The 23394-nt window shown below is 46.9% G+C and carries 20 protein-coding genes; 2 read left to right on the top strand and 18 right to left on the bottom strand.

Annotated features, from left to right (window positions below):
• Positions 1-221 precede the first annotated feature (221 nt).
• The 11 genes from phoR to ICN25_RS09250 all read right to left on the bottom strand — a co-directional run bounded on the left by phoR (position 222) and on the right by ICN25_RS09250 (position 11913).
• Complete coding sequence (gene phoR, locus ICN25_RS09200) at positions 222-1520, bottom strand: phosphate regulon sensor histidine kinase PhoR (protein WP_216181771.1); 1299 nt, start codon at positions 1518-1520, stop codon at positions 222-224.
• A gap of 66 nt (positions 1521-1586) precedes the next feature.
• A complete protein-coding gene (phoB, locus tag ICN25_RS09205) occupies positions 1587-2300 on the bottom strand; it encodes a phosphate regulon transcriptional regulator PhoB (RefSeq protein WP_216182331.1) in 714 nt (237 codons plus the stop codon).
• Between the two features lie 8 nt (positions 2301-2308).
• Positions 2309-3016 carry a phosphate signaling complex protein PhoU gene (gene phoU, locus ICN25_RS09210; RefSeq protein WP_216181786.1) on the bottom strand — a complete coding sequence of 236 codons (708 nt, stop codon included), beginning with the start codon at positions 3014-3016 and terminating at the stop codon, positions 2309-2311.
• 12 nt (positions 3017-3028) lie between these two features.
• Positions 3029-3820, bottom strand: coding sequence for a phosphate ABC transporter ATP-binding protein PstB (gene pstB, locus ICN25_RS09215; protein WP_255536743.1), 792 nt, complete (start codon positions 3818-3820; stop codon positions 3029-3031).
• Positions 3821-3876: 56 nt separating this feature from the next.
• Entirely contained in the window at positions 3877-4743 is an 867-nt protein-coding gene (gene pstA / locus ICN25_RS09220) for a phosphate ABC transporter permease PstA (protein WP_216181789.1), read from the bottom strand.
• Positions 4740-5729 carry a phosphate ABC transporter permease subunit PstC gene (gene pstC / locus ICN25_RS09225; protein WP_216181792.1) on the bottom strand — a complete coding sequence of 330 codons (990 nt, stop codon included), beginning with the start codon at positions 5727-5729 and terminating at the stop codon, positions 4740-4742. Before pstC ends, pstA begins: the two co-directional genes overlap by 4 nt.
• A gap of 87 nt (positions 5730-5816) precedes the next feature.
• On the bottom strand, positions 5817-6839 hold the full coding sequence (pstS, locus tag ICN25_RS09230; RefSeq protein ID WP_216181795.1) for a phosphate ABC transporter substrate-binding protein PstS: 1023 nt from the start codon (positions 6837-6839) through the stop codon (positions 5817-5819).
• A 115-nt stretch (positions 6840-6954) separates the two neighbouring features.
• Complete coding sequence (gene glmM, locus ICN25_RS09235; RefSeq protein ID WP_216181798.1) at positions 6955-8298, bottom strand: phosphoglucosamine mutase; 1344 nt, start codon at positions 8296-8298, stop codon at positions 6955-6957.
• A gap of 40 nt (positions 8299-8338) precedes the next feature.
• Positions 8339-9208 carry a dihydropteroate synthase gene (folP, locus tag ICN25_RS09240; protein WP_216181801.1) on the bottom strand — a complete coding sequence of 290 codons (870 nt, stop codon included), beginning with the start codon at positions 9206-9208 and terminating at the stop codon, positions 8339-8341.
• A gap of 25 nt (positions 9209-9233) precedes the next feature.
• Positions 9234-11111, bottom strand: coding sequence for an ATP-dependent zinc metalloprotease FtsH (ftsH, locus tag ICN25_RS09245; protein WP_216181820.1), 1878 nt, complete (start codon positions 11109-11111; stop codon positions 9234-9236).
• A gap of 127 nt (positions 11112-11238) precedes the next feature.
• On the bottom strand, positions 11239-11913 hold the full coding sequence (locus tag ICN25_RS09250; RefSeq protein ID WP_216133141.1) for an RlmE family RNA methyltransferase: 675 nt from the start codon (positions 11911-11913) through the stop codon (positions 11239-11241).
• A gap of 138 nt (positions 11914-12051) precedes the next feature.
• On the opposite strand from ICN25_RS09250, the gene ICN25_RS09255 reads away from it, so the two are divergent.
• Positions 12052-12678 carry a YhbY family RNA-binding protein gene (locus ICN25_RS09255; RefSeq protein ID WP_216181822.1) on the top strand — a complete coding sequence of 209 codons (627 nt, stop codon included), beginning with the start codon at positions 12052-12054 and terminating at the stop codon, positions 12676-12678.
• Positions 12679-12735: 57 nt separating this feature from the next.
• On the opposite strand, the gene ICN25_RS09260 is transcribed toward ICN25_RS09255, so the two are convergent.
• The 7 genes from ICN25_RS09260 to gloB form a co-directional block, all read right to left on the bottom strand.
• Positions 12736-13221 (bottom strand): DUF4149 domain-containing protein, encoded by a 486-nt coding sequence (locus tag ICN25_RS09260; RefSeq protein ID WP_216181825.1) that lies wholly within the window; start codon positions 13219-13221, stop codon positions 12736-12738.
• Between the two features lie 15 nt (positions 13222-13236).
• Positions 13237-13713 (bottom strand): transcription elongation factor GreA, encoded by a 477-nt coding sequence (gene greA / locus ICN25_RS09265; protein WP_216181829.1) that lies wholly within the window; start codon positions 13711-13713, stop codon positions 13237-13239.
• A 19-nt stretch (positions 13714-13732) separates the two neighbouring features.
• The gene (gene carB / locus ICN25_RS09270) at positions 13733-16996 is read right to left on the bottom strand and encodes a carbamoyl-phosphate synthase large subunit (protein ID WP_216181845.1); all 3264 of its coding nucleotides are present in this window, start codon (positions 16994-16996) and stop codon (positions 13733-13735) included.
• On the bottom strand, positions 16996-18189 hold the full coding sequence (gene carA / locus ICN25_RS09275; protein WP_216181848.1) for a glutamine-hydrolyzing carbamoyl-phosphate synthase small subunit: 1194 nt from the start codon (positions 18187-18189) through the stop codon (positions 16996-16998). The genes carB and carA overlap by 1 nt, the downstream gene beginning before the upstream one ends.
• A 245-nt stretch (positions 18190-18434) precedes the next feature.
• Entirely contained in the window at positions 18435-20318 is a 1884-nt protein-coding gene (locus ICN25_RS09280) for a propionate--CoA ligase (protein WP_216181850.1), read from the bottom strand.
• Positions 20319-20353: 35 nt separating this feature from the next.
• Positions 20354-21763: a transglycosylase SLT domain-containing protein gene (locus ICN25_RS09285; RefSeq protein WP_216181853.1), complete on the bottom strand. Its 1410-nt coding sequence runs from the start codon at positions 21761-21763 to the stop codon at positions 20354-20356.
• On the bottom strand, positions 21763-22569 hold the full coding sequence (gene gloB / locus ICN25_RS09290) for a hydroxyacylglutathione hydrolase (RefSeq protein ID WP_216181856.1): 807 nt from the start codon (positions 22567-22569) through the stop codon (positions 21763-21765). The genes ICN25_RS09285 and gloB overlap by 1 nt, the downstream gene beginning before the upstream one ends.
• A 6-nt stretch (positions 22570-22575) precedes the next feature.
• Between gloB and ICN25_RS09295 the strand changes: the two genes are divergently transcribed.
• Entirely contained in the window at positions 22576-23391 is an 816-nt protein-coding gene (locus ICN25_RS09295) for a class I SAM-dependent methyltransferase (protein ID WP_216181859.1), read from the top strand.
• Positions 23392-23394: the final 3 nt, after the last annotated feature.

A 23394-nucleotide genomic window follows, 5' to 3' on the forward strand; every position in this document is an offset into this window, starting at 1 on the left:
AATGAGTAAATATCACTACGAAGATGCAATCCTACAGCTACAGAAGACAGGGCAAATCACCTTATCCGATTTTAAGAGCTTGCCTTACGAGGAGCTTGTAGAGCTTCTTGAGGAGATTAAGGTGTGGTGTCTTTATGCTAACGGCAAGCTGGAGAAACTACCGAAGGAATCTAAAAAGAAGAAGAGAAAGAAAAAGGAAAGGGACTGATCCCTCAATTTTCTTAAGATGTAATGCGATCTTTCGGAAAGCGCAAAGTAAAAGTACTGCCCTTCCCTGGGGTGCTCTCAATTAATAGCTGAGCTTGATGGCGATTAGCGATATGCTTCACAATCGCCAAGCCTAGACCTGTACCGCCTGTATCCCTGGAGCGACTTCGATCAACCCGATAGAATCGCTCGGTCAGTCTAGATAGGTGCTCAGATGCAATGCCAGGTCCAGTATCCGTTACAGAGAATTCACCACTCCCCTGACTATTAACAGACCATTTTGCAGTGACAGCACCAATATCGGGCGTATACCGAATGGCATTCGATACAAGATTACTAAATGCAGAAAGAATTTCTCGCTCTTCACCCATTAAATTACAAGGAGTGGAGATTTCAAAATTCAGAGCATGTCGGCCCTGCGAGAGCGCCTCAGCATCATTTCTAACCAAAGCCATTAGCGTATCAATTTTAATTTCCTGCAGAGGGGCTGGCAAAGTATTCGCTTCAAGATTTGCAAGAGTCAGTAAATCCTCAACTAGACTTTTCATGCGTTGAGCTTGCGACATCATCATGTCAAAATACTGGTCACGTTGCTGCTTATCAATGTCAAGAGATTGAATGGTCTCCAAAAAACCCATGAGCACGGTAATCGGCGTTCTCATCTCATGGGAGACATTGGCAACGAAATCACGTCGCATTGCATCGGCTTTTTGTAAATCGGTCACATCTTGCACAAGCAGAAGATGGCGCTTTTGACCAAATGGAAAAGCTTGAATCATCAAACTCAAGTTGGCATCCGCCCCCATCCGCTCTAGCAATAAGGGGTCTTCAAACTGGCGCCTATTTAGATACTGAATAAATTCAGGGCGGCGAATAAGGAAGTTAATTCTTTGAAGCGCATCTCGCTTGAAATTTAATCCAAAAAAACGCTCAGCAATCTCATTACACCATTCAATTTGATCTTGATCATCGAGCATTAAGATCCCATTAGGAGAGGCCTGAAAGGCCTCTATAAAGCGATCATGCTGCTTTTCAACCGTTCGAATTTCTTGCTTCAGATTACGTACAAGACGCTGTAGTCTAAAAAAAACTTCTTCCCAAAAGCCGCTAGGAAGCGGCATATTTTCAACGGCATCTTGCAATACGTATTTTCTGAGGCGCGCCAAATTAATGTAGGAGTAGACCAATGGCACGGACAATACTGCCATTCCCGCGGCAATGGCAAAATCAGCCCCCCAGTTAGCAAGAGCAATGTATGCGGCTAGAAATGCCAGGCAAAGGAGAGTGATGAAACGGGTTAAAACGGATAGCATGACGCAATCTTAGAGCATCTGTAAGTAAAACTAGAAAATCATCCAAAATGCCTAGTAAATAAGCACCTAGATTTCAGTTGGGACTTTGGTAATTCTGTAACCGCTACCCCTAACAGTTTCAATAAAACGATCGCAATCCATCGGCGCCAGAGCGGCCCTTAAACGCTTAATATGGACATCTACTGTTCTCTCCTCAATGTAGACATCACTTCCCCATACCTGATCAAGCAAGCTTGCTCGGGAGTGAACGCGCTCAGGGTTAGTCATGAAAAATTGGAGTAAGCGATATTCTGTTGGGCCCAAAAGAATCGGTTTTGGGTCAACATTAGGCCAAACTGCTAGAACACGGTGGGAGCCTGGGTCTAACCTCAGCGGCCCTACTGATAGTGGCCCCGTATCTGCCATAGGAGCTTGCCTGCGAAGAAGCGCTTTAACCCGAGCAACGAGCTCCTTTGGGGAGAATGGCTTAGTTACGAAATCATCGGCGCCAGAATCTAGACCCAGCACCTTATCGGACTCTTCACTTTTTGCGGTCAACATCAATATTGGCAGCCCTCTTGTACGCTCATTGGCACGAAGCTCCCTGGCAAATTGAACCCCTGATTTACCAGGCAACATCCAATCCAAAATAAGCAGACTTGGCAATTCATCCCGCATCATATTCATGGCAACTTCTGTTTGCAGAGCCTTCTCAACCTGATAGCCTGCATGCGTCAAGTTAATCGCTATTAATTCAGCAATGGAGGGCTCATCCTCAACAACCAAAATACGGTGAGTCATGGTCATTCTTATGTCCTATTTGCCTCGCGAACAAGATCCTCGTGCGGAAGGTGGCGAACATCAGAACCTTTAGCAATATAAATTACAAATTCAGCAATATTCTTTGCGTGATCACCAATACGCTCAATAGCCTTTGCAATGGTCAGCATATCTAGACCAGTAGTGATGGTGTGTGGATCCTCCATCATGTAAGAAATCAGCTTGCGAACAAAGCCTCTGAATTCTTCATCAATCTGGCGATCTTCTTGAACCACTTCAGCAGCAGCAACAGTATCCAAGCGAGCAAAGGCATCTAGGCTACGACGCAATAAAGAAATGGCCATTTGGCCTGATAAACGAATTTCAGCCACGTTAATGTTGTGAGTTGCACCCGCCTCAATTAAGCGCTTAGTACGTTTAGCAACGCGCTCGGCCTCATCACCGGCACGCTCTAAATTAGTGATCGCCTTAGAGACAGCCATGACTAGGCGCAGATCTCGGGCGGTAGGCTGCCGGCGAGCAATCAATTCAGTGCAGGCCATATCAATCTGAATCTCCAGATCATTAACCAGCTTTTCGTTTGCAATAACTACATTGCAAGTTTCAATATCCATTTGGGTAAAGGCACGCATCGCAGTTGAAATCTGAGACTCAACAAGACCACCCATTTCTAGCAAACGACTAGAAAGAGAATTTAAATCAGCATCAAATTGTGATGAAAGGTGTTTATCAGGCATTTATATCTCCAATTAACCGAAACGGCCGGTAATGTAATCTTCTGTTTCTTTACGTTTAGGTTTAATGAATATTTCATCGGTCTTACCATATTCAATTAAGCTTCCAAGGTACATGTATGCCGTGTAATCAGACACACGAGCAGCTTGCTGCATATTGTGAGTAACGATCGCAATCGTGTACTCATGCTTAAGCTCATTGATCAACTCTTCAATCTTTCCAGTAGAAATTGGATCTAAAGCTGAAGTAGGCTCGTCGAGCAAAATAACGGACGGCTTAACCGCCACACCGCGTGCAATACACAATCGCTGCTGCTGACCACCCGAGAGCGATAGACCGCTTTGATTTAATTTATCTTTTGCCTCATTCCAAAGTGCAGCCTTGTTTAGAGCCCACTCAACACGCTCGTCCATCTCTGAGCGAGAAAGCTTTTCATAGAGACGTACGCCAAAGGCAATGTTCTCGTAAATGGACATTGGAAATGGTGTTGGCTTCTGAAAAACCATACCAATACGTGAGCGCAGTAAATTCAGATCCTGCCCAGGCTCTAAGATGTTTTGGCCGTAGAAATTAATCTCCCCTTCTGCGCGTTGACCTGGATAGAGGTCATACATGCGGTTGAGGGTTCTGAGCAAAGTAGATTTACCACAACCAGATGGTCCGATGAAGGCGGTAACCTTACCCTCTTCAATATCCAAATTAATATTCTTCAGACCCTGAAAGGAGCCATAAAAAAAGTTCAGGTTACGAACTTCTAGCGCATTCCTAACTTCACTTATGGGTTGTTGATTTTGCATGTCGTTCATTCGTGTTCCTTGACTATCAATAGTATTTAAGTCAAACATTGTTTTTATATTGCTCACTAGCTTTGAACCTTCTCGCGGAATACCACGCGAGCCAGAATATTTAGCCCAAGCACTGCAAAGGTAATCAATAAAGCCCCGCCCCATGCTAGCTCAACCCAGTTGTCATAAGGACTCATTGCAAACTGGAAAATCACCACAGGTAAGTTTGCCATTGGGGCGTTCATGTTAGTAGAGAAGAATTGGTTATTAAGCGCAGTGAACAACAAAGGCGCTGTTTCACCACTCACACGAGCTAGAGCCAATAAGATTCCTGTCATCACACCACTTTGAGCAGCTCTTAGAGTGATCATGAAAGCCACTTTCCACTTTGGCGTACCCAAAGCATAAGCAGCCTCTCGCAAGCTACCAGGTACCAAGCGCAACATATTCTCTGTCGTACGTACAACTACCGGAATCGCAATCAGAGCCAACGCGATCGTGCCGGCCCAACCAGAGAAGTGACGTACTTGAGCAACTACGAAGGCGTATACGAATAAGCCAATCACAATCGACGGCGCGGAAAGCATGATGTCAGTAACAAAACGGGTAATGGCAGCAATGCGGCTGCGATCACCGTACTCAGAGAGGTATAGACCAGCCAAAACACCAATTGGCGTGCTGATCAGAGTACAGCAACCTACCAACATCAAACTACCAACAATCGCGTTAGCCAAGCCACCACCCTCAGATCCGGGCGCTGGAGTACTTTGGGTAAACAGCGTAATGTCCAGCGCAGAAAAACCTTTAAAAATCAGAACACTCAGAATCCAAAGCAGAAATACCATCCCCAATCCCATGGCACACATGGATAAAGCTAAGCCAATTTTATTGGCTCGCTTACGTCTTGCAAAAACTGCCGGATCAATGTTTGTAGTGCCGTTCATGTCTTTAAGCCCTGCTTCTTCTCCATGTTACTGAGCATCCATTTAGCAAATGCCAGCACAACAAAGGTAATTATGAAAAGTGCCAAACCTAATGCGAACAAAGAAGATAAATGATTACCTGCCTCAGCTTCGCCAAACTCATTTGCCAGGGTCGATGCAATTGAGGTTCCTGGTGCAAATAAGGAAGGCGATAAACGTTGTGCATTACCAATCACAAAGGTTACTGCCATCGTTTCACCGAGCGCCCTGCCTAACCCCAGCATTACACCGCCGATGACGCCTGCTTTGGTATATGGAAGAACTATATTCTTTACCACTTCCCAAGTTGTACAGCCGATACCATATGCCGACTCTTTTAAAACTGGAGGAACGATTTCAAACACATCACGCATTACGGAGGCAATGAATGGCAGAATCATCATCGCGAGAATCAAACCTGCGCAAAGAACACCGATACCATTAAATGCACCTGAAAATAGAATTCCTAAACCAGGAATCTGGCCTAGTGTTGCAGCTAATGCTGGCTGAATATATTCAGCAAACAGCGGCGCAAAGATGAAAAGGCCAAACATACCGTAGATGATGGATGGCACTGCTGCCAGCAACTCTACCGCTGTACCCAATGGTCTGCGTAAGGGGCCAGGACAAAGCTCTGTAAGAAAGACTGCGATACCAAAACTTAATGGTACGGCTATTAGCAAGGCAATTAAAGAAGTTACTAAGGTGCCGTAGATGGCAATGAGGCCGCCAAACTCACCATTAACAATATCCCACTCTTGAGTAAAGAAAAATCCCGGTCCAAAAGTACTCAATGCTGGCCAAGCATTACTGACCAAAGAAATCATGATGCCAAGCAAGGCGATTAACACGGACAAAGCAAAAAATTGCGTAATCCCGTGAAACAGGAAATCTTGAATACGCTGCAGCTTAGCAATTCGAAGCGCTTGCGGCGTCGGTGCTGAATGAGACTGGGTGGATTCAATCATAAATTGCACTTATTTAAATATTGAAACAGCCCCACTTTCAGTGGAGCTGTTTTTCAGCAATAACTAAGAAATCTTAGTCCTCAATTCTTACTTAGTAACAACCTTTGAAAACACATTCTTGCGAATGAAATCAGTAGTTACATCAGGCATTGGAACGTAATCTAATTCTTCAGCCATTTTCTTGCCATCTTTGAATGCAAAGTCAAAGAACTTAATCACTTCAGCAGCATTAACTTTGTTCTCTGGATTCTTGTAGATCAAGATAAAAGATGCGCCAGTGATTGGCCATGATTTAGCACCAGAAGCATTGGTAATGAATGTGCCCATACCAGGAATCTTGGACCAGTCTGTACCAGCTGCTGCTGCTGCAAAAGTAAGGTCATCAGGCTGAACAAATTGACCATCTTTATTCTTCAAAGAAACGCTAGTCATTTTATTTTTCTTGGCATACGCATACTCAACATAACCAATTGCACCTTTAACACGTGAAACGTTTGCTGCAACACCTTCATTGCCTTTTCCGCCTACAGATGAAGCTGCTGGCCATTTAACTGCAGCACCCTCACCAACTGCGTCTTTCCAGTTCTGGCTAACTTTGGCTAAGTAGTTTGTAAAAATTGCAGTAGTTCCAGAGCCATCTGCACGATGCACTACAGTAATTGGCAAGTCAGGCATCTTCATGCCTGGGTTATTCAACACAATACGCTTGTCATTCCAGTTAACGATAACGCCCTGAAATATGTCAGACAAAGTATCTGGAGATAGCTTGAGCTCGTATGGCTTTACACCTTCAACGTTAATTACTGGAACAACACCACCAATAATTGCTGGGAACTGCACCAAACCATCTTTTTCTAAATCTTCAAATTTAACTGGATTGTCGCTTGCGCCAAAATCAACAGTCTTTGCTTTAATTTGCTTGATGCCGCCTGAAGAACCAATAGACTGATAGTTCATGTTGGAGCCAGTCTTGGCTTTATAAGCTTCAGCCCATTTGGCATAAATTGGGTAAGGGAATGTTGCACCAGCACCAGTCATATCTGCTGCAAAAGCAACTGGGGCAATTGAAATCGCGCTAATCACTAACGCTTTTTTCAAGAAAGATTTCATGTGGATCGATCCTCAAATTAATACCGCAACATTGCGATATCAGAACGATACGACTAGAGTGTGACTCTTTTGTGACAGGCTTTATGGCAAAAATTAATTCAATAAAATCAGCAACTTAAGCGGTTGGCACTAAGTCAGCGATGCTCTTAGCAGAGCTCATAGCCACATTGCCGTCTTGGGCCTCAACCATGACCCGCAGAACGGGCTCTGTACCTGAGGCGCGGATAAGTACCCTGCCGGTGCCCTTGAGCTCACTCTCAACCTGACTAATCATGGATTTGAGGGCACTATCAGCCTTCCAGTCGTAGCCAGCCTTGAATTTAATATTCAGAAGCACCTGGGGGAAGATTTTTACAGAATCTAGGAGTTGAACCAGACTCTTCTTGGCCTGACTCATGGCGGCAAGGACCTGCAATGCAGCAATGGTGCCATCACCGGTTGAGTGCTGATCTAAGCACAAGAGATGTCCCGAGCCTTCACCGCCAATAATCCAGCCTTTTTGTTTGAGCAATTCCAAGACATAGCGATCGCCTACATTGGCGCGCTCAAATCCAATACCCAAACCTTTGATAGCATTTTCTACGGCGAGGTTAGTCATCAAGGTGCCGACCACCCCACCCATTGCTTGACCACGTTCAATGCGGTCTTTTGCGAGTACGTATAGAAGTTCATCACCATTGAACAATCGACCCGAAGCATCGACCATTTGCAAGCGATCGGCATCACCATCCAAGGCAATACCAAGATCCGCTTTGGTTTCTTTAACTTTAGCAATTAATGCCTCAGGGGATGTCGCACCAAAGCCATCATTAATGTTGCGGCCATCGGGTTGAACACCAATAGAAATTACTTCTGCTCCAAGTTCATGAAAGACGTGAGGAGCGGTATGGTACGCAGCACCATGTGCACAGTCCACAACCAACTTCATACCTTTGAGATTGAGCTCACCTGGAAAGGTAGATTTACAAAACTCGATATAACGACCAGCAGCATCATCTAAACGAAATGCCTTACCCAATTCTTTTGAGCTGACGCAGCCCATCGGTTTTGCAAGCTCGGCTTCGATTGCTAACTCAAACTCATCGGTTAACTTACCGCCTTCAGCGGAGAAGAATTTAATACCGTTATCTTGATAGGCGTTGTGTGATGCTGAAATCACTACTCCTGCAGATAAGCGCAATGCTTTAGTAAGGTAAGCAACGCCAGGAGTCGGCATTGGGCCACACAACATCACATCAACACCAGCAGCAGCAAAGCCAGCCTCTAAAGCAGCTTCCAATAAATAACCAGAAACACGCGTATCTTTACCAATCAAAATCTTGCAACGCTCACCAGGCTTTGCCTGGCTACTCAGTACTTTGCCGGCAGCATAGCCGAGGCGAGTGATGAATTCCGGAACAATCGGAAATTGCCCTACTTCACCGCGAATGCCATCAGTACCAAAGTATTGTTTTTTCATGGGCTTGATTATAAAACTTGTGTGTATCTAGCCAACCAAGTTAGCTCTGGACCGCTTCCCAGAGCTTTAAGGAGTCAACGGTCTCTTGAACGTCATGGACACGGATGATTCTGGCACCTCGATCAGCAGCCAAAATGGCGGCGGCAACACTGGGTGCTACGCGATCATTGGTATCACGACCCGTTAACTTACCCAACATGGATTTACGAGAGATCCCTGCCAAGACTGGATAGCCCAATTGCGAGAATTGATCAAAATCAGCCAGCATCCTGAGGTTGTGCTCAAGACTCTTTCCAAATCCAAATCCAGGATCAATGGCGACTCTATTTTTAGCAACGCCTTGATTTTCTAGCAAGGTAGCGCGCTCCTGTAGAAACGCTTTTACCTCTGCGATGACATCTCGATACTCAGGATCAAATTGCATGGTTTGCGGATCACGTTGCATATGCATTAAAACAATACCGCACTGCTTTTCTGGATTGCTTTTATCGCTTTCAATGACAGCCTCTACTGCGCCCTCTTGTCGCAAGGCCCAGATGTCATTGACGCAGTCCACTCCGACCTTGAGCGCTTGGCGCATGGTCTCAGCTTTATAGGTGTCGATTGATAGCGCTACACCACAATCTTTGAGAGCCTCAATGACTGGCAAGACGCGATCTAATTCTTCTTGAAGGGAGACTGGTTCAGCGCCGGGGCGAGTAGATTCGCCACCGATATCAATCATGTCTGCACCATCAGCAATCATGCGCTCTGCTTGAGCAATAGCATCACTTGGGGTTCTGAACTTGCCACCATCCGAAAATGAATCTGGTGTGGCATTCAGAATGCCCATGACTAATGGGCGTTGACGTTTACTAAAGTCAAAAAGAAAACGCCCGCAACGCCATGTTGCGGGCAGTGTTTGCTTCATCACCTTGCTGTTAGCTTGAAGCTAATTAAGCAGTCGCTGGAGCAGCGCCCGCAGCAGGACCTGGCGTACCAGCAGAATTACCAAACTGGGTTGCTGGTGGTGGCTTAGGAGCACGTGGTGGACGACCTTCCATGATGTCGGTAATCTGCTCAGCATCGATGGTTTCCCATTCAAGCAAAGCAGCAACCATCGCTTCAACCTTGTCACGGTTTTGCTCGAGGATAGATCTTGCCAATGCGTATTGACTATCGACCAATGCACGAATCTCTGCATCAACCTTTTGTTGGGTCAACTCAGAAACTGTCTTCGAGCTAGTACGGCCGAACATGCTTTCAGATTCGGTATCGACGTAGACCATCGTACCCAAGCTATCGCTCATGCCGTAACGCGTCACCATATCGCGCGCCATTTTGGTGGCACGTTCAAAGTCATTGGATGCGCCTGTACTCATGGAATGCAAGAACACTTCTTCAGCAGCGCGACCGCCAAACAAAATGGCCAACTCTTCCATCATGCGATCTTTGTACAAGTTCACACGATCAAACTCAGGAAGTTGCCAAGTAACACCAAGCGCCATACCGCGCGGCATGATGGTGACCTTGTGCACTGGATCCGCCTTAGGCAATACCTTAGCAACGACTGCATGACCAGACTCGTGATACGCCGTATTACGACGCTCTTCCTCACGCATCACTGCAGACTTGCGCTCAGGGCCCATATAGATCTTGTCTTTAGCATCTTCAAAGTCTTTCATATCCACCGCACGCTTATTACGACGCGCAGCAAACAATGCTGACTCATTAACCAAGTTCGCCAAATCCGCACCTGAGAAACCAGGAGTGCCGCGTGCCAATACAGCTGCATCCACATCTGGATCAATCGGAACTTTGCGCATATGCACTTGAAGAATTTGCTCACGACCACGAATGTCTGGCAAGCCAACGTGTACCTGACGATCAAAACGACCAGGACGCAATAAGGCGCGATCCAATACATCAGAACGGTTGGTTGCAGCAACAACGATTACACCGCTATTACTTTCAAAGCCGTCCATCTCTACCAGCATTTGGTTGAGAGTTTGCTCACGCTCATCATTACCGCCGCCCATACCGGCGCCACGATGACGACCAACCGCATCGATCTCATCAATAAAGATGATGCAAGGAGAATTTTTCTTAGCATTCTCAAACATGTCGCGCACGCGTGATGCACCGACACCCACAAACATCTCCACGAAGTCTGAACCAGAGATGGAGAAGAATGGAACCTTCGCTTCACCCGCAATCGCACGAGCCAGCAAGGTCTTACCAGTTCCCGGAGGGCCTACTAGCAATACGCCATGCGGAATGCGTCCACCAAGCTTTTGAAACTTTTGCGGATCTTTAAGGAAGTCGACAATCTCAAAGACTTCTTCTTTCGCTTCATCGCAACCAGCAACATCAGCAAAAGTAACTGTGTTGCTGTTCTCGTCAATCAAACGTGCTTTAGATTTACCGAAAGAGAATGCTCCGCCCTTACCGCCGCCTTGCATCTGACGCATCATGAAGAACCAGAAACCAATAATCAATAAAGTCGGTCCGAGGTAGTACAAAGCAGAAACCAACATATTAGGTTCGTCATCTGCTTTACCAGTCACTTGGACGCCGTATTTCATGAGATCGCCAACCATCCAAATATCTCCTGGGGAGATGATGGAATATTTGTTGCCGTCGTTTGGAGTGACTTGCAGTGTGCGACCTTGCACATCAACTCGTTTGACTTTGCCTGCTTTGGCATCGTCCATGAATTGAGAATACGTGACCTGATTCTGATCTTTAGGCTTATCAAACTGTTTAAAAACAGTGAACAGCACTAGACCCACAATGAGCCACACACCGATTTTCTGCAACATATTGCTATTCAAAAGGAGACCTTTGCCGGATTAATCCGGGAGTTAAAGCGGATTGCTATACCTAAGTATTTGATTCTACTACCAGCCTTTTTCAAGGGCTGAGAGCTAATTTATTTAATAAACCCCTTCTTTTAGGGGGTTATTTAGGTGGTTTGAGGTCTCGGCCAAGCAAAAAGATTTCCGAGGACTTCGCTCTGGACGCTTTTGGCTTTCTGGAAGCTACCGTTTTGAAGACCTTTTTAAAGGATTCCACGATTTGGCTATAGCCGCTACCGTTAAAACACTTAATCAATAAGGCGCCTTCAGGCTTGAGGTGCTGAACCGAGAAATCTAAGGCAATCTCAGCCAAAAAAGCCATACGAGCAGCGTCCGCAACCCCTACCCCAGATAGATTGGGGGCCATATCAGACATCACCAGATCGACTTTTCCATCGGCATCGGCCGGCAAAAGCGCCTCAAGCGCCTTTAGGCCCTCATCCTCACGGAAGTCTCCTTGGATAAAGGAAACGTCTGCAATATCCTCCATCGGCAGAATATCGATCGCAATGATGGTTCCGTCTGGCTTGCCGGATTCAATATTGGGATTGTTTTTACCAAGCTCAGTCAGGCGATTGCGGGCGTACTGAGACCAACTCCCAGGAGCGCTCCCGAGATCCACAATGGTCATGCCCGCTTTGATGAGTCGGTCTTGCTCGTCTATTTCGCTCAGCTTATAGACAGCTCGTGCGCGATAGCCCTCTTTTTGAGCCATCTTCACGTACGGATCATTTAGGTGATCCTGCAACCAACTTTTATTAAATTTATTCTTTGCCACAACTTACCCACTTTCGGCGTCCATTTTCCTTGTTTATGCCCTACAAGGCAAAAGGAATCGACGTAAAACATCTTGATATGAGCCTATATGAGGCCGAAAGCCCTGTTTTACAAGCCCCAATGCTCTATCATCGAGGCCATGACTGCACTTACTATTACCCCTGCACAACGCAAATCCCTTAAAGCTGACGCCCATGGACTGAGTCCAGTCGTCATGATTGGTGGCGATGGCCTGACCCCTGCGGTCGTTAAAGAGGCGAAGTTAGCAATTTCTCATCACGGCCTAATTAAAGTACGCGTCTTTGGTGATGACCGCGATGCACGCGTTGCCATCTATGAAGAACTTTGCGACAAGCTTGGCGCAGCTCCAGTTCAGCACATCGGCAAATTGCTCGTACTTTGGAAGCCGATTGATATTGTTGATGCGGCCCTCTCCAATTTAGGAAGATCTAGCAAGCAAACCAAGAAATCATTGCAAGCGCCTCGTACTAAGCGTCAACCGAATCGCGTTGTCGCAAAAGCTGGTGTTCGCACTAGCACCTCCGAGAGATCAGACCGACGCTCTGCGGCAAGCAAGTCACCTTTTGAAAGAGTTGCAGCTGCAAAGAGCGCCACTCCGAAGAAACGCGTTCTGCGTGCTGATGCTGCTGAGTCAAAGATTGGTTGGTCATCACCTGGCTACCGCAAAGCTGTTGCAGCACCTGCGCCAATTAAGAAACGTAAAGTACGCATGAGCAGCACGAAGAAGAAATCATTGGGCTCTTGATGCAGTAAGCATCAAAGAGTTTTTAATAAACGCCGCTAGTCGGCGTTTTTTTATTGCTTACCTCTTGGTAAGTCGCCAAACCAAGGTGATACCCAAAAGACTCTGCAACATAAACAGAATGCTAGAGGCTCCGTGTAGTCTGCCAAACAAAGTGGCTGATGGAGAAAGCATGACTGGCATGCCTTGAGCTAAAGCGTTATCTCTAAGGGCATTCATCCAAGGAATGAAGACAAAGGCTGCTGAAATTGAGCACAACAACATTGCCAACAGAAGCCAGCGAACGAGTCTGAATTGATTAAGGCCACGATTAACCAAGAGATTGGCCAACACCATTAGGCCGATACACACAATTAAGCTGAGATAAGCCTCTAACTTAAAAATACTGCCGGCCACCATGCCGGCGGCTTGGCGGTCAGTCATCGTACTAAAAATAGCTGGGGCGACTAAGTAGCCTACAGTGAGGAGACTACCAACCCATAAACCCGCAATCACAATAAAGAGTCTTTGAGCCCCCACATGTTTCGGAGCCTCTAAAGTCTGCATATTGATTGAGGTTTATTAGATATAACGAACTGCGAGGATTTCTACTTCGCGATTGCCACCAGGAGCCTGGACAGCCACAACATCACCCTCTTCTTTGCTTATCAATGCGCGAGCAATAGGAGAGCTAATCGAGATCTTATTGAGCTCAATATCAGCCTCATCATCGCCAACGATTTGATAAGTCAGCTTGGTACCATCTTCTAAGTCTTCAAGATCTACGGTCGCACCAAATACTACGCGGCCATTCACATCCAAAGTTGCAGGATCAATGATCTGCGCTGCAGACAACTTACCCTCAAGCTCCTGAATACGACCTTCAATAAAGCCCTGCTTCTCTTTAGCAGCATCGTACTCAGCATTCTCAGAAAGATCGCCCTGCGCACGCGCCTCAGAGATTGCATTAATCACTGATGGACGCTCTACATGCTTTAAGCGATGCAACTCTTCTTTGAGGAGCTCTGCGCCACGCTTAGTAATAGGGATAGTGTTCATGCTTCTTACCTAACTTAATTTAATTGAGAGTCTTATGCAGATTCTGCAATGAATACACTTCAAGAGACTCTTTGTTACCATTTTGCGATGTCATCAAACCATCCATGACTGCGCGTGCTGCACTAATCGTGGTGTAGTAAGTCACATTATTAGCCTGGGCACTGGTACGAATAGAGCGTGAATCTGCAATCGCAGTACGAGTCTCGTCAACTGTAGTAAAGACCAGAGAGATCTCACCATTCTTGATCAAGTCAACAATGTGTGGACGACCATCTTTAACTTTATTGACTACACGTACTGGCAATCCAGCAGCCTCAATCGCTGCAGCAGTGCCTTTAGTAGCTACCATTGGGAAGCCCAACTGATGCAAGAGCTTAGCCACTTCGACTGCTTTTGGCTTATCACTATCTTTGACCGTTAAGACTACAGTGCCACTCTTAGGTAATTTAATGCCAGCACCTAACTGAGACTTAAACAAGGCTTCACCGAAAGTTTTACCAACGCCCATTACTTCACCAGTTGAACGCATCTCTGGTCCGAGAATTGGATCAATGCCTGGGAACTTGTTGAATGGGAACACCGCTTCTTTAACGGAGAAATACTCAGGCTTCACTTCAGCTTTAATGCCTTGCTGATCTAAAGTCTGACCGACCATGCAGCGCGCCGCAATCTTAGCTAACTGCAATCCAGTTGCCTTAGATACAAATGGTACGGTACGAGAAGCGCGTGGGTTTACCTCGAGAACATAAATGACATCCTTGCCATCGACATTCTGGATCGCAAACTGTACGTTCATTAAGCCAACTACGTTCAGGCCTTTAGCCATCGCCGCTGTTTGACGCTTGATTTCTGCGATCGTCTCATCAGACAGGGAATATGGAGGCAATGAACAGGCGGAGTCACCAGAGTGAACGCCAGCTTGCTCAATATGCTCCATCACACCGCCGATGAATACACGTTGACCATCACTAATACAGTCCACGTCGCACTCAATCGCGTCATTTAAGAAACGATCTAGCAACACTGGTGAATCATGAGAAACCTTCACTGCTTCACGCATATAGCGCTCGAGGTCACGACCGTCATGAACGATTTCCATTGCGCGGCCACCCAATACATAGGATGGACGCACTACCAATGGGTAACCAATTTCTTCAGCAAGCTTCAAAGCCTCATCTTCCGCACGCGCTGTGCGGTTAGGCGGTTGACGCAAGTTCAAGTCATGCAGTAATTTCTGGAAGCGCTCACGATCTTCAGCTGCATCAATCATGTCTGGTGATGTACCAATGATAGGTACGCCATTTGCTTCAAGATCCAATGCCAACTTCAAAGGAGTTTGACCGCCGTACTGCACGATCACACCCTTCGGCTTTTCTTTGGCAACAATCTCCAAAACATCTTCTAAAGTTAAAGGCTCAAAATACAAGCGATCAGATGTGTCGTAGTCAGTAGAAACCGTTTCTGGGTTGCAGTTCACCATAATGGTTTCATAACCATCTTCGCGCATTGCTAAGGCAGCATGCACGCAGCAATAGTCAAACTCGATGCCCTGACCAATACGGTTTGGACCACCACCCAAGACCATGATCTTGTCTTTAGTGGTTGGCTGTGACTCGCACTCGCCATGCTCCGCTTCGTAAGTGGAATACAAATAGGCTGTGTTTGTAGAGAACTCAGCGGCACAGGTATCTACACGCTTATAAACAGGTACCACTTTTAAACGATGACGTGCTGCACGAACGGAGGAAGCATCAACTCCCAACAATTTCGCTAGGCGACGATCTGAGAAACCTTTTTGTTTGATAAAACGTAACTCTGGCGCTGACAAACTATCGATCTTGCGCTGCTTGAGCTCGGTTTCCATGGTGATGAGTTCTTCGATTTGCTCCAAGAACCAAGGGTCTATCTTGGTCTCGTTGAAAATCTCATCTAAACCCATACCCATACGGAAGGCATCTGCCAAATACCAAATACGATCTGGTCCTGGCTCGCCGATTTCTTGAATGATGTCATCTAGATCTGTAGAAACTTCATCCAGACCGTCAACACCAACCTCTAAACCGCGCAATGCTTTTTGGAATGATTCTTGGAAAGTGCGGCCAATTGCCATCACCTCACCTACTGACTTCATCTGCGTGGTTAAACGAGAATCCGCTTGCGGGAATTTCTCAAACGCAAAGCGAGGAATCTTCGTCACTACATAATCGATTGATGGCTCAAAGGATGCAGGCGTTGCGCCACCAGTGATGTCGTTCTTCAACTCATCCAAGGTGTAGCCAACCGCGAGCTTCGCAGCAATCTTAGCGATTGGGAAACCAGTAGCTTTAGAAGCCAAGGCAGATGAACGTGAAACACGTGGGTTCATCTCAATGACGATCATGCGACCATCGACTGGGTTAATGGAGAACTGAACGTTTGAACCACCAGTATCTACACCAATCTCACGCAATACCGCAATTGAGGCATTTCGGAGAATTTGATACTCTTTATCCGTCAATGTTTGTGCTGGGGCAACAGTAATTGAGTCACCAGTATGCACACCCATTGGATCTAAGTTTTCGATTGAGCAAACGATGATGCAGTTATCGGCACGGTCACGCACCACTTCCATCTCGAACTCTTTCCAACCCAAGAGAGACTCTTCAATCAAGAGCTCACGTGTTGGCGATAAATCTAAACCACGTTTGCAAATCTCCTCAAACTCTTCGCGGTTGTAGGCAATACCACCGCCTGATCCACCCATAGTGAATGAAGGACGAATAACGACCGGGAAACCTAAGCTGCCAGTTTCTTTTTGAATACGTTGCTGAACTTCATGCGCCTCATCCATCGAGTGCGCAATGCCAGACTTCGCAGAACCGAGACCAATCTTGGTCATCGCATCTTTAAACTTTTGACGGTCTTCTGCTTTATCAATCGCCTCTGGTGAAGCGCCAATCAATTCGCAACCGTATTTTTCGAGAACACCATGACGATGCAAATCAAGCGCGCAATTCAAGGCGGTTTGACCGCCCATCGTTGGCAAAATCGCATCCGGTTTCTCAGTGGCAATAATGCGCTCCACTACTTCCCAAGTAATTGGCTCGATATAAGTCACATCTGCCATCTCCGGGTCAGTCATGATGGTCGCAGGATTGCTGTTCACCAAAATAACTTTGTAGCCTTCATCACGCAAAGCTTTACAAGCTTGCGCACCGGAATAGTCAAACTCACAAGCCTGTCCAATCACAATTGGACCAGCACCAATAATCAGAATGCTCTTAATGTCGCTACGCTTAGGCATTATTTGCCTCCCTTATTACCAACAGCGGCAGCATTCATTAGCTCCACAAAACGATCAAATAAATAGGCAATATCATGAGGGCCAGGTGAGGCCTCAGGGTGACCTTGGAAACACAAAGCAGGCTTATCCTTCCAAGCCAAACCTTGTAGTGATCCATCAAATAAAGAAACATGCGTGACACGAATATTGTCAGGCAGCGTATTTGCATCCACCGCAAAACCATGGTTCTGAGAGGTAATCGCTACGCGCCCAGTATCCAAATCTTTTACAGGGTGGTTTGCACCGTGGTGACCAAACTTCATCTTCAAAGTTTTAGCGCCAGCAGCTAAACCCATAATCTGGTGACCCAAACAAATACCGAATGTTGGAACACCCTTTTCGATAATTTCTTTTGCAGCAGCAATCGCGTAATCGCAAGGGCCAGGATCTCCAGGGCCATTTGAGAAGAACACACCATCTGGGTTCATCGCCAATACTTCAGCAGCGCTAGTTTGTGCAGGCACAACCGTGAGTTCGCAGCCACGCTCTGTGAGCATGCGCAAAATATTGCGCTTCACACCAAAGTCATAAGCAACCACCTTCTTGATTGGCTTACTGGTATCTAAAGTTCTGTATGCAGGCTTACCGTCAGAACCATGAAGATCCCACTCTGCTTCGCGCCATTGGTACGGAGTCTTAGTAGTAACTACCTTAGCCAGATCTAATCCAGCCATACCTGGGAAGGCTTTAGCCAGCTCCAGAGCTTTCTTGCCGAGAGTCTCTATGTCATCACCCATCTTGCCAGCGACGATTGCGCCAGACTGAGCGCCTTTGTCGCGGAGGATGCGAGTGAGCTTGCGGGTATCGATACCAGAGATACCAACTACCCCTGCTTTAGTCAGGTAGCTATCGAGGCTTTCTTCAGAGCGGAAATTGGATACGCGCTTGGAGAGGTCTTTTACGACCAAGCCGGCAGCATGAATTTGATCCGACTCCGCATCCTGACCATTCACACCAACGTTGCCGATGTGGGGATAAGTCAAAGTGACAATTTGGCGCGAGTAACTAGGATCAGTGATGATCTCTTGATAGCCAGTAAGTGCGGTATTGAAAACGACTTCACCGGTAGTTTCGCCAGGGGCGCCAATACTAAGACCGGGAAATACGGTGCCGTCGGCTAGAGCCAACACGGCGGGAGGAAAAGAAGGAAGCAAGGGTGACAAACCATCTCCAGTCCCTGCTCCATCCGACGCTCAACACCCCAAAAAGACCAACCCAGGACTGTTTGTGCGGGAGGTGAGTGTCTTTAAGCGCTAGGGTAATTTATTAAGTTTTGAACCTAGTAATGATACCAGTTTTGCGTATAAACCCTTGGATTCCCAGCCAATTGGGCTTAGAAGGTAATAAGCCCCTGAGTCTTATGACCGAGGGGCTTATTTTGACTAAAACTGAGCTAGCTTTAGGACTTTGCGCTTTGCTCGATGATGGTCTTAATTTGTGCCAAAACGCTTTGGTCTTCCATGGTGCTGATATCACCAGGATCACGTCCTTCAGCCACAGCCTGAAGTGCACGACGGACGATCTTGCCAGAACGGGTTTTAGGCAAAGCGGTCACCACGTAAACACGGCCCGGACGCGCAATCGCGCCCAATGTAGTGTCCACTGTCTTCATGCACTCCGCTTCCAAGGTGGCTGTATTTGAGGAATCTTTTGGAATCACAAATGCAATCGCTGCCTGACCCTTAAGTTTGTCCTCAATACCTACCACTGCCACTTCTGAGATATTTGGGTGGCTAGAAATACTCTCTTCAATCTCACGGGTGCCTAAACGATGACCTGCAACGTTAATCACGTCATCGGTACGACCCAAGATAAAGAAGTAACCATCTTTGTCTTTAATGCCCCAGTCAAAAGTGGAGTAAATGGTCTTGCCTGGAATGGTTTCCCAGTAGGTGCTAACAAAGCGTTTGTCATCACCCCAAACAGTTTGCATACAGCCTGGAGGCAATGGACCTTCAATTGCAATAACGCCCTTCTGATCTGGACCCAACTCTTCGGAAGTTGCATCATCGAGCAACTTCATGTTGTAACCAAATGAAGGAACGCCTGGTGAACCAAACTTATGCGGCATCACTTCTACGCCACGCTGAATTGCCAGCATTGGCCAACCTGTTTCAGTCTGCCAGTAGTTGTCCACGATAGGCTTCTTGATCGCATCATGAATCCATGTCGCTGTTGGCTCATCCAAAGGCTCGCCTGCCAAGAACAAGGCGCGCAAACTGGACAGATCGTATTTAGTTAAAAACGCCGGATCTTGTTTCTTGAGAACTCGAACCGCAGTTGGTGCAGAGAACATGACTGACACTTTGTACTTCTCAACCAACTCCCACCAGATGCCTGCATCTGGGCGTAATGGCGTACCTTCATACATGATGGTTGCCATGCCATTGAGCAATGGCGCATAAATAATGTAGCTATGACCTACAACCCAACCGATGTCTGATGTACAGAACATGGTTTCGCCAGGATTACCGCAGAAGATGTGCTTCATGGTTGCAGCCAAAGCAACCGCATAACCACCGGTATCACGTTGAACACCCTTCGGCTTGCCAGTAGTGCCTGAGGTATACAGGATGTATGAAGTGTGAGTTGCATCAACCCACTCAATTGGAACTAAATCGTTAAGGTGCTTTTGACGCTCAGTAGCGTAATCCAAATCACGGCCAGCAACTGTAGTGAACTCAGTCAGACCGCGGTTCACAATCAATACCTTCTCAGGCTTGTAGCTAGCAAGCGTAATTGCCTCATCGAGCAAAGGCTTATAAGGAACCGCTTTGCCACCACGTGCGCCTGCTTCTGCAGTCACAATCATTTTTGGTTTTGCATCATCAATACGTGATGCCAAGCTATGGGAAGCAAAGCCTCCAAACACCACAGAGTGAATTGCGCCAATACGTGCACAAGCGAGCATTGCAAAACAAGCTTCGGCAATCATTGGCATGTAGATCAATACACGATCGCCCTTTTTGACGCCATTAGCTTTATAGATTGCAGCCATACGATTAACTTCTTCGTAGAGCTCTTTGAATGTGTAGGCTTTTTCTAAATTGGTTTCTGTTGAAACAGCAACGAGAGCAATTTGATCGGGACGATCTTTAAGATGTCGATCAACTGCGTTGTAGCAAAGATTAGTTAGACCGCCTTCAAACCATTTCGCAAACGGAGGGTTTGCGTAATCCAGAACTTTATTAAATGGTTTTTCCCAGTGAATGAGTTTTGCCTGCTCTCCCCAGAATCCATCTGGGTCTTTAATGGAGCGTTCGTGTTCTGATTTGTAGGACATGGTCAACCTAAATAAGTAAATTAAAGTGTCTGGACTTACTGAATCTTGCTAGCCCCTTTGCCATTGGAAACCTTGGCAGTCGAGCTAGACGTATTCGCAGACCCATTTTTCGCAGATTTTGCAAGCCCTGTCGATGCGGATTTATGCTGAGATGCAGCATTATTTGCAGAAGAATTACCCTTAGTAGCCCCTTTTACAGGTTTTACTACCGGGCATTTGGCCCCTTTTGCACATTTTTTAGGTGCTGGTGGTGCTGGCTTATCAAGGCTAAGGCTCCCATTTTCCGCCATCGCCATAGAAATATCGCCAGGTCTACGGCTGGTTTTTGGCACTAAAACGGTGGACCCAGAACGAATGCGCATCCCCTTTGGAATGCCATTCACTTCTCGTAGGGTATCGGCATCAACGCCAAGAGTCTTGGCGCATTGATCTACAGATTCTGTTTTAGTCACCTGAACCGCCGCCCACGAAGACAGTGGCTTGGTGTATTGCTTCAGATTTGCCTGGAAGATTTCAGCATGACCAAACGGCAGCAAAATCTGCTGGTTGGCATTACTCAAAATGACTGGCTTATTAAAAGATGGGTTCAAACTATGAAACTCATCCGATGGAATCTCGGCTAACTTAATCGCCAGATCAACGTCGATATCACTACCAACATCTACCGCTACAAAGTAAGGATGGTTTTCTAGTTCAGGCAACACAATGCCGTATGCCTGAGGATCCAACACAATCTGTCGGTAGGCCATCAACTTAGGCACATAGTTACGCGTCTCATTCGGCATCTTGAGACTCAGGTAATCCGTCGGCAGTCCTGCTGCTAAATTACGTTTCTGCGCTTTAGAGACATTGCCCGCGCCCCAGTTGTAAGCAGCCAATGCAAGCTCCCAGCTACCGAACTGCTTATACAAACGTTGCAAGTAATCCAACGCAGCATCGGTGGATTGCAACACATCTCTGCGCTCATCTCTAAAGACGTTTTGCGTTAAACGAAAATCTTTGCCAGTGGCCGGCATGAATTGCCACAAGCCCATTGCCTTAGCGCTGGACTTTGCATTTGTGACGAAGGCGCTCTCTACAAAAGGCAGTAAAGCGATCTCCGTTGGCATATTGCGCGCATTCACTTCCTGCACGATATAAAACAGATAACGAGATGAACGCGTCATTGAGCGATTCACATAATCAGGACGAGCACTAAGCCAACGCACTTGCTCAATTTCTAGCGGCGTATTCATCGGCTCCATCTCAAAGCCATCCCGAATACGAATCCAGAGATTGCTTGAAGGAGCATATAAGTCGCTGACAGACTGATTCTTCAGATTGACGCGTTTTGCTTTGGAGGCACGCGGATCCTGACGCGTCGGCGTGTCAGAAGACCAGTCCCCAGTACTTGCACAACCCGAGAGTGCGGCAATCAGCAAGATCACCGCATAGCGCCACAACATCAGAACCGATCCTTCCAAGCCCGGATCACCGCCAAAACATGTGCAGGCGTAGGCAGTGATTTCTCACCAGAGACTTCAAGTGCGGCATCAATGACGGCCTGTTGATCACAACGCATGAATGGATTGACTTGCAACTCTTGTCCGATAGTCGTAGGCAAGGTTGGGAGATGTTGGTCGCGCAGAGCCTTGGCAGTTTCCGCCCAAGTAATGAGGTTCGCATTGTTAGGCTCAACCGCTAATGCGAAGCGAATATTAGATAAGGTGTATTCATGAGTGCAATAGACCAAGGTATTTTTTGGCAAGGCAATGAACTTAGCGAGGGACTGACTCATCTGCGTTGGAGTTCCCTCAAACAAACGACCGCATCCTGATGCGAATAAGGTGTCGCCACAGAACAGCATAGGCTCAACCACATTGGCCTGCATGTTTGCAAAGTAAGCAATGTGGGTCAAGGTATGACCTGGCACTTCGTAAACCTCAAGGCTAATACGTGGTGCAGCCACCTCAATCTTGTCGGCCTCCATCATGACATTCGTGCGGCCAGGAATATCAATATTGGCAGGACCGTAAACCGGGACTGATCCCAGCGCCTGTAATAGATTTAGGATGCCGCCCGTATGGTCAGCATGGTGATGGGTAATTAAAATACCCGTCAGAGTCAGATTTTTCTGTTCGAGGTATTGCAGTACTGGGGCAGCATCACCTGGATCCACAATCAAGGCGGATTGCCCATCATGGATACACCAGATGTAGTTGTCATCAAAGGCCGGTATCGGCCAAACCTGCAATAAAGTATTCTTCACCATAGACCGATGATACCAACCCCACCCTCCCCATCTCAGATGCCTGCACCACCATGGAGTTCATGGGAAAAGTGGCTGCAATCACCTCCTGGACGCTATGTGCTTGCCTGGGAGCAGAAATGCTTCAATCAAATCGTGGCTGATGTCTTTGGTTTTTATGCCGTACAGATCGGTTTGCCACAAATCAATACCTTGGCAGAAAATCGCATGCCTTTGCATGCCCTGTTGATTCATTCAAATGACCGGCAAAAACACGCTAGTGAATTTAACTGGCATCAGGTCGAAGGCAATGCTAACGAGTTACCTTTTGCATCTGAAACCATCGACTTATTAGTACTTCCACATGTCTTGGAATTCGCTGCTGATCCCCATCAAATTCTGCGAGAGGCTGAGCGCGTGCTCCGCCCTGAGGGCCGCCTGATTATTTCGGGCTTTAACCCAGCTAGCCTTTGGGGGATGCGCCAATACCTCAGCCGACTCATCGGTAGCCCCTACTTACCAAGAGATGGGCAATTTATTGGCCTCCTCAGAATTAAAGATTGGTTACAGCTGTTGAACTTCTCATTAGACCGAGGTCATTTTGGTTGCTACAAGCTCCCCTTAAGCGGTGAGTCCGGCATGGGCAGAATGGACTTTATGGAGCCTGCTGGTAACCGCTGGTGGCCTATTTTTGGGGCTGTATTCGTGGTTTCCGCGATTAAGCGCCAACAAGGGATCCGCCTCATTGGGCAGGTTCAGGGCTTGCGCATTCCAGCAATTACCCAACTAAGCCCAGCCGCTGAAAGCCGTCAGAACCTCACTAATCACCAAGACCAAGTAAATTAACGA

Origin of the sequence: Polynucleobacter sp. 80A-SIGWE, assembly GCF_018882295.1 — a bacterium.
GTDB lineage: Bacteria > Pseudomonadota > Gammaproteobacteria > Burkholderiales > Burkholderiaceae > Polynucleobacter.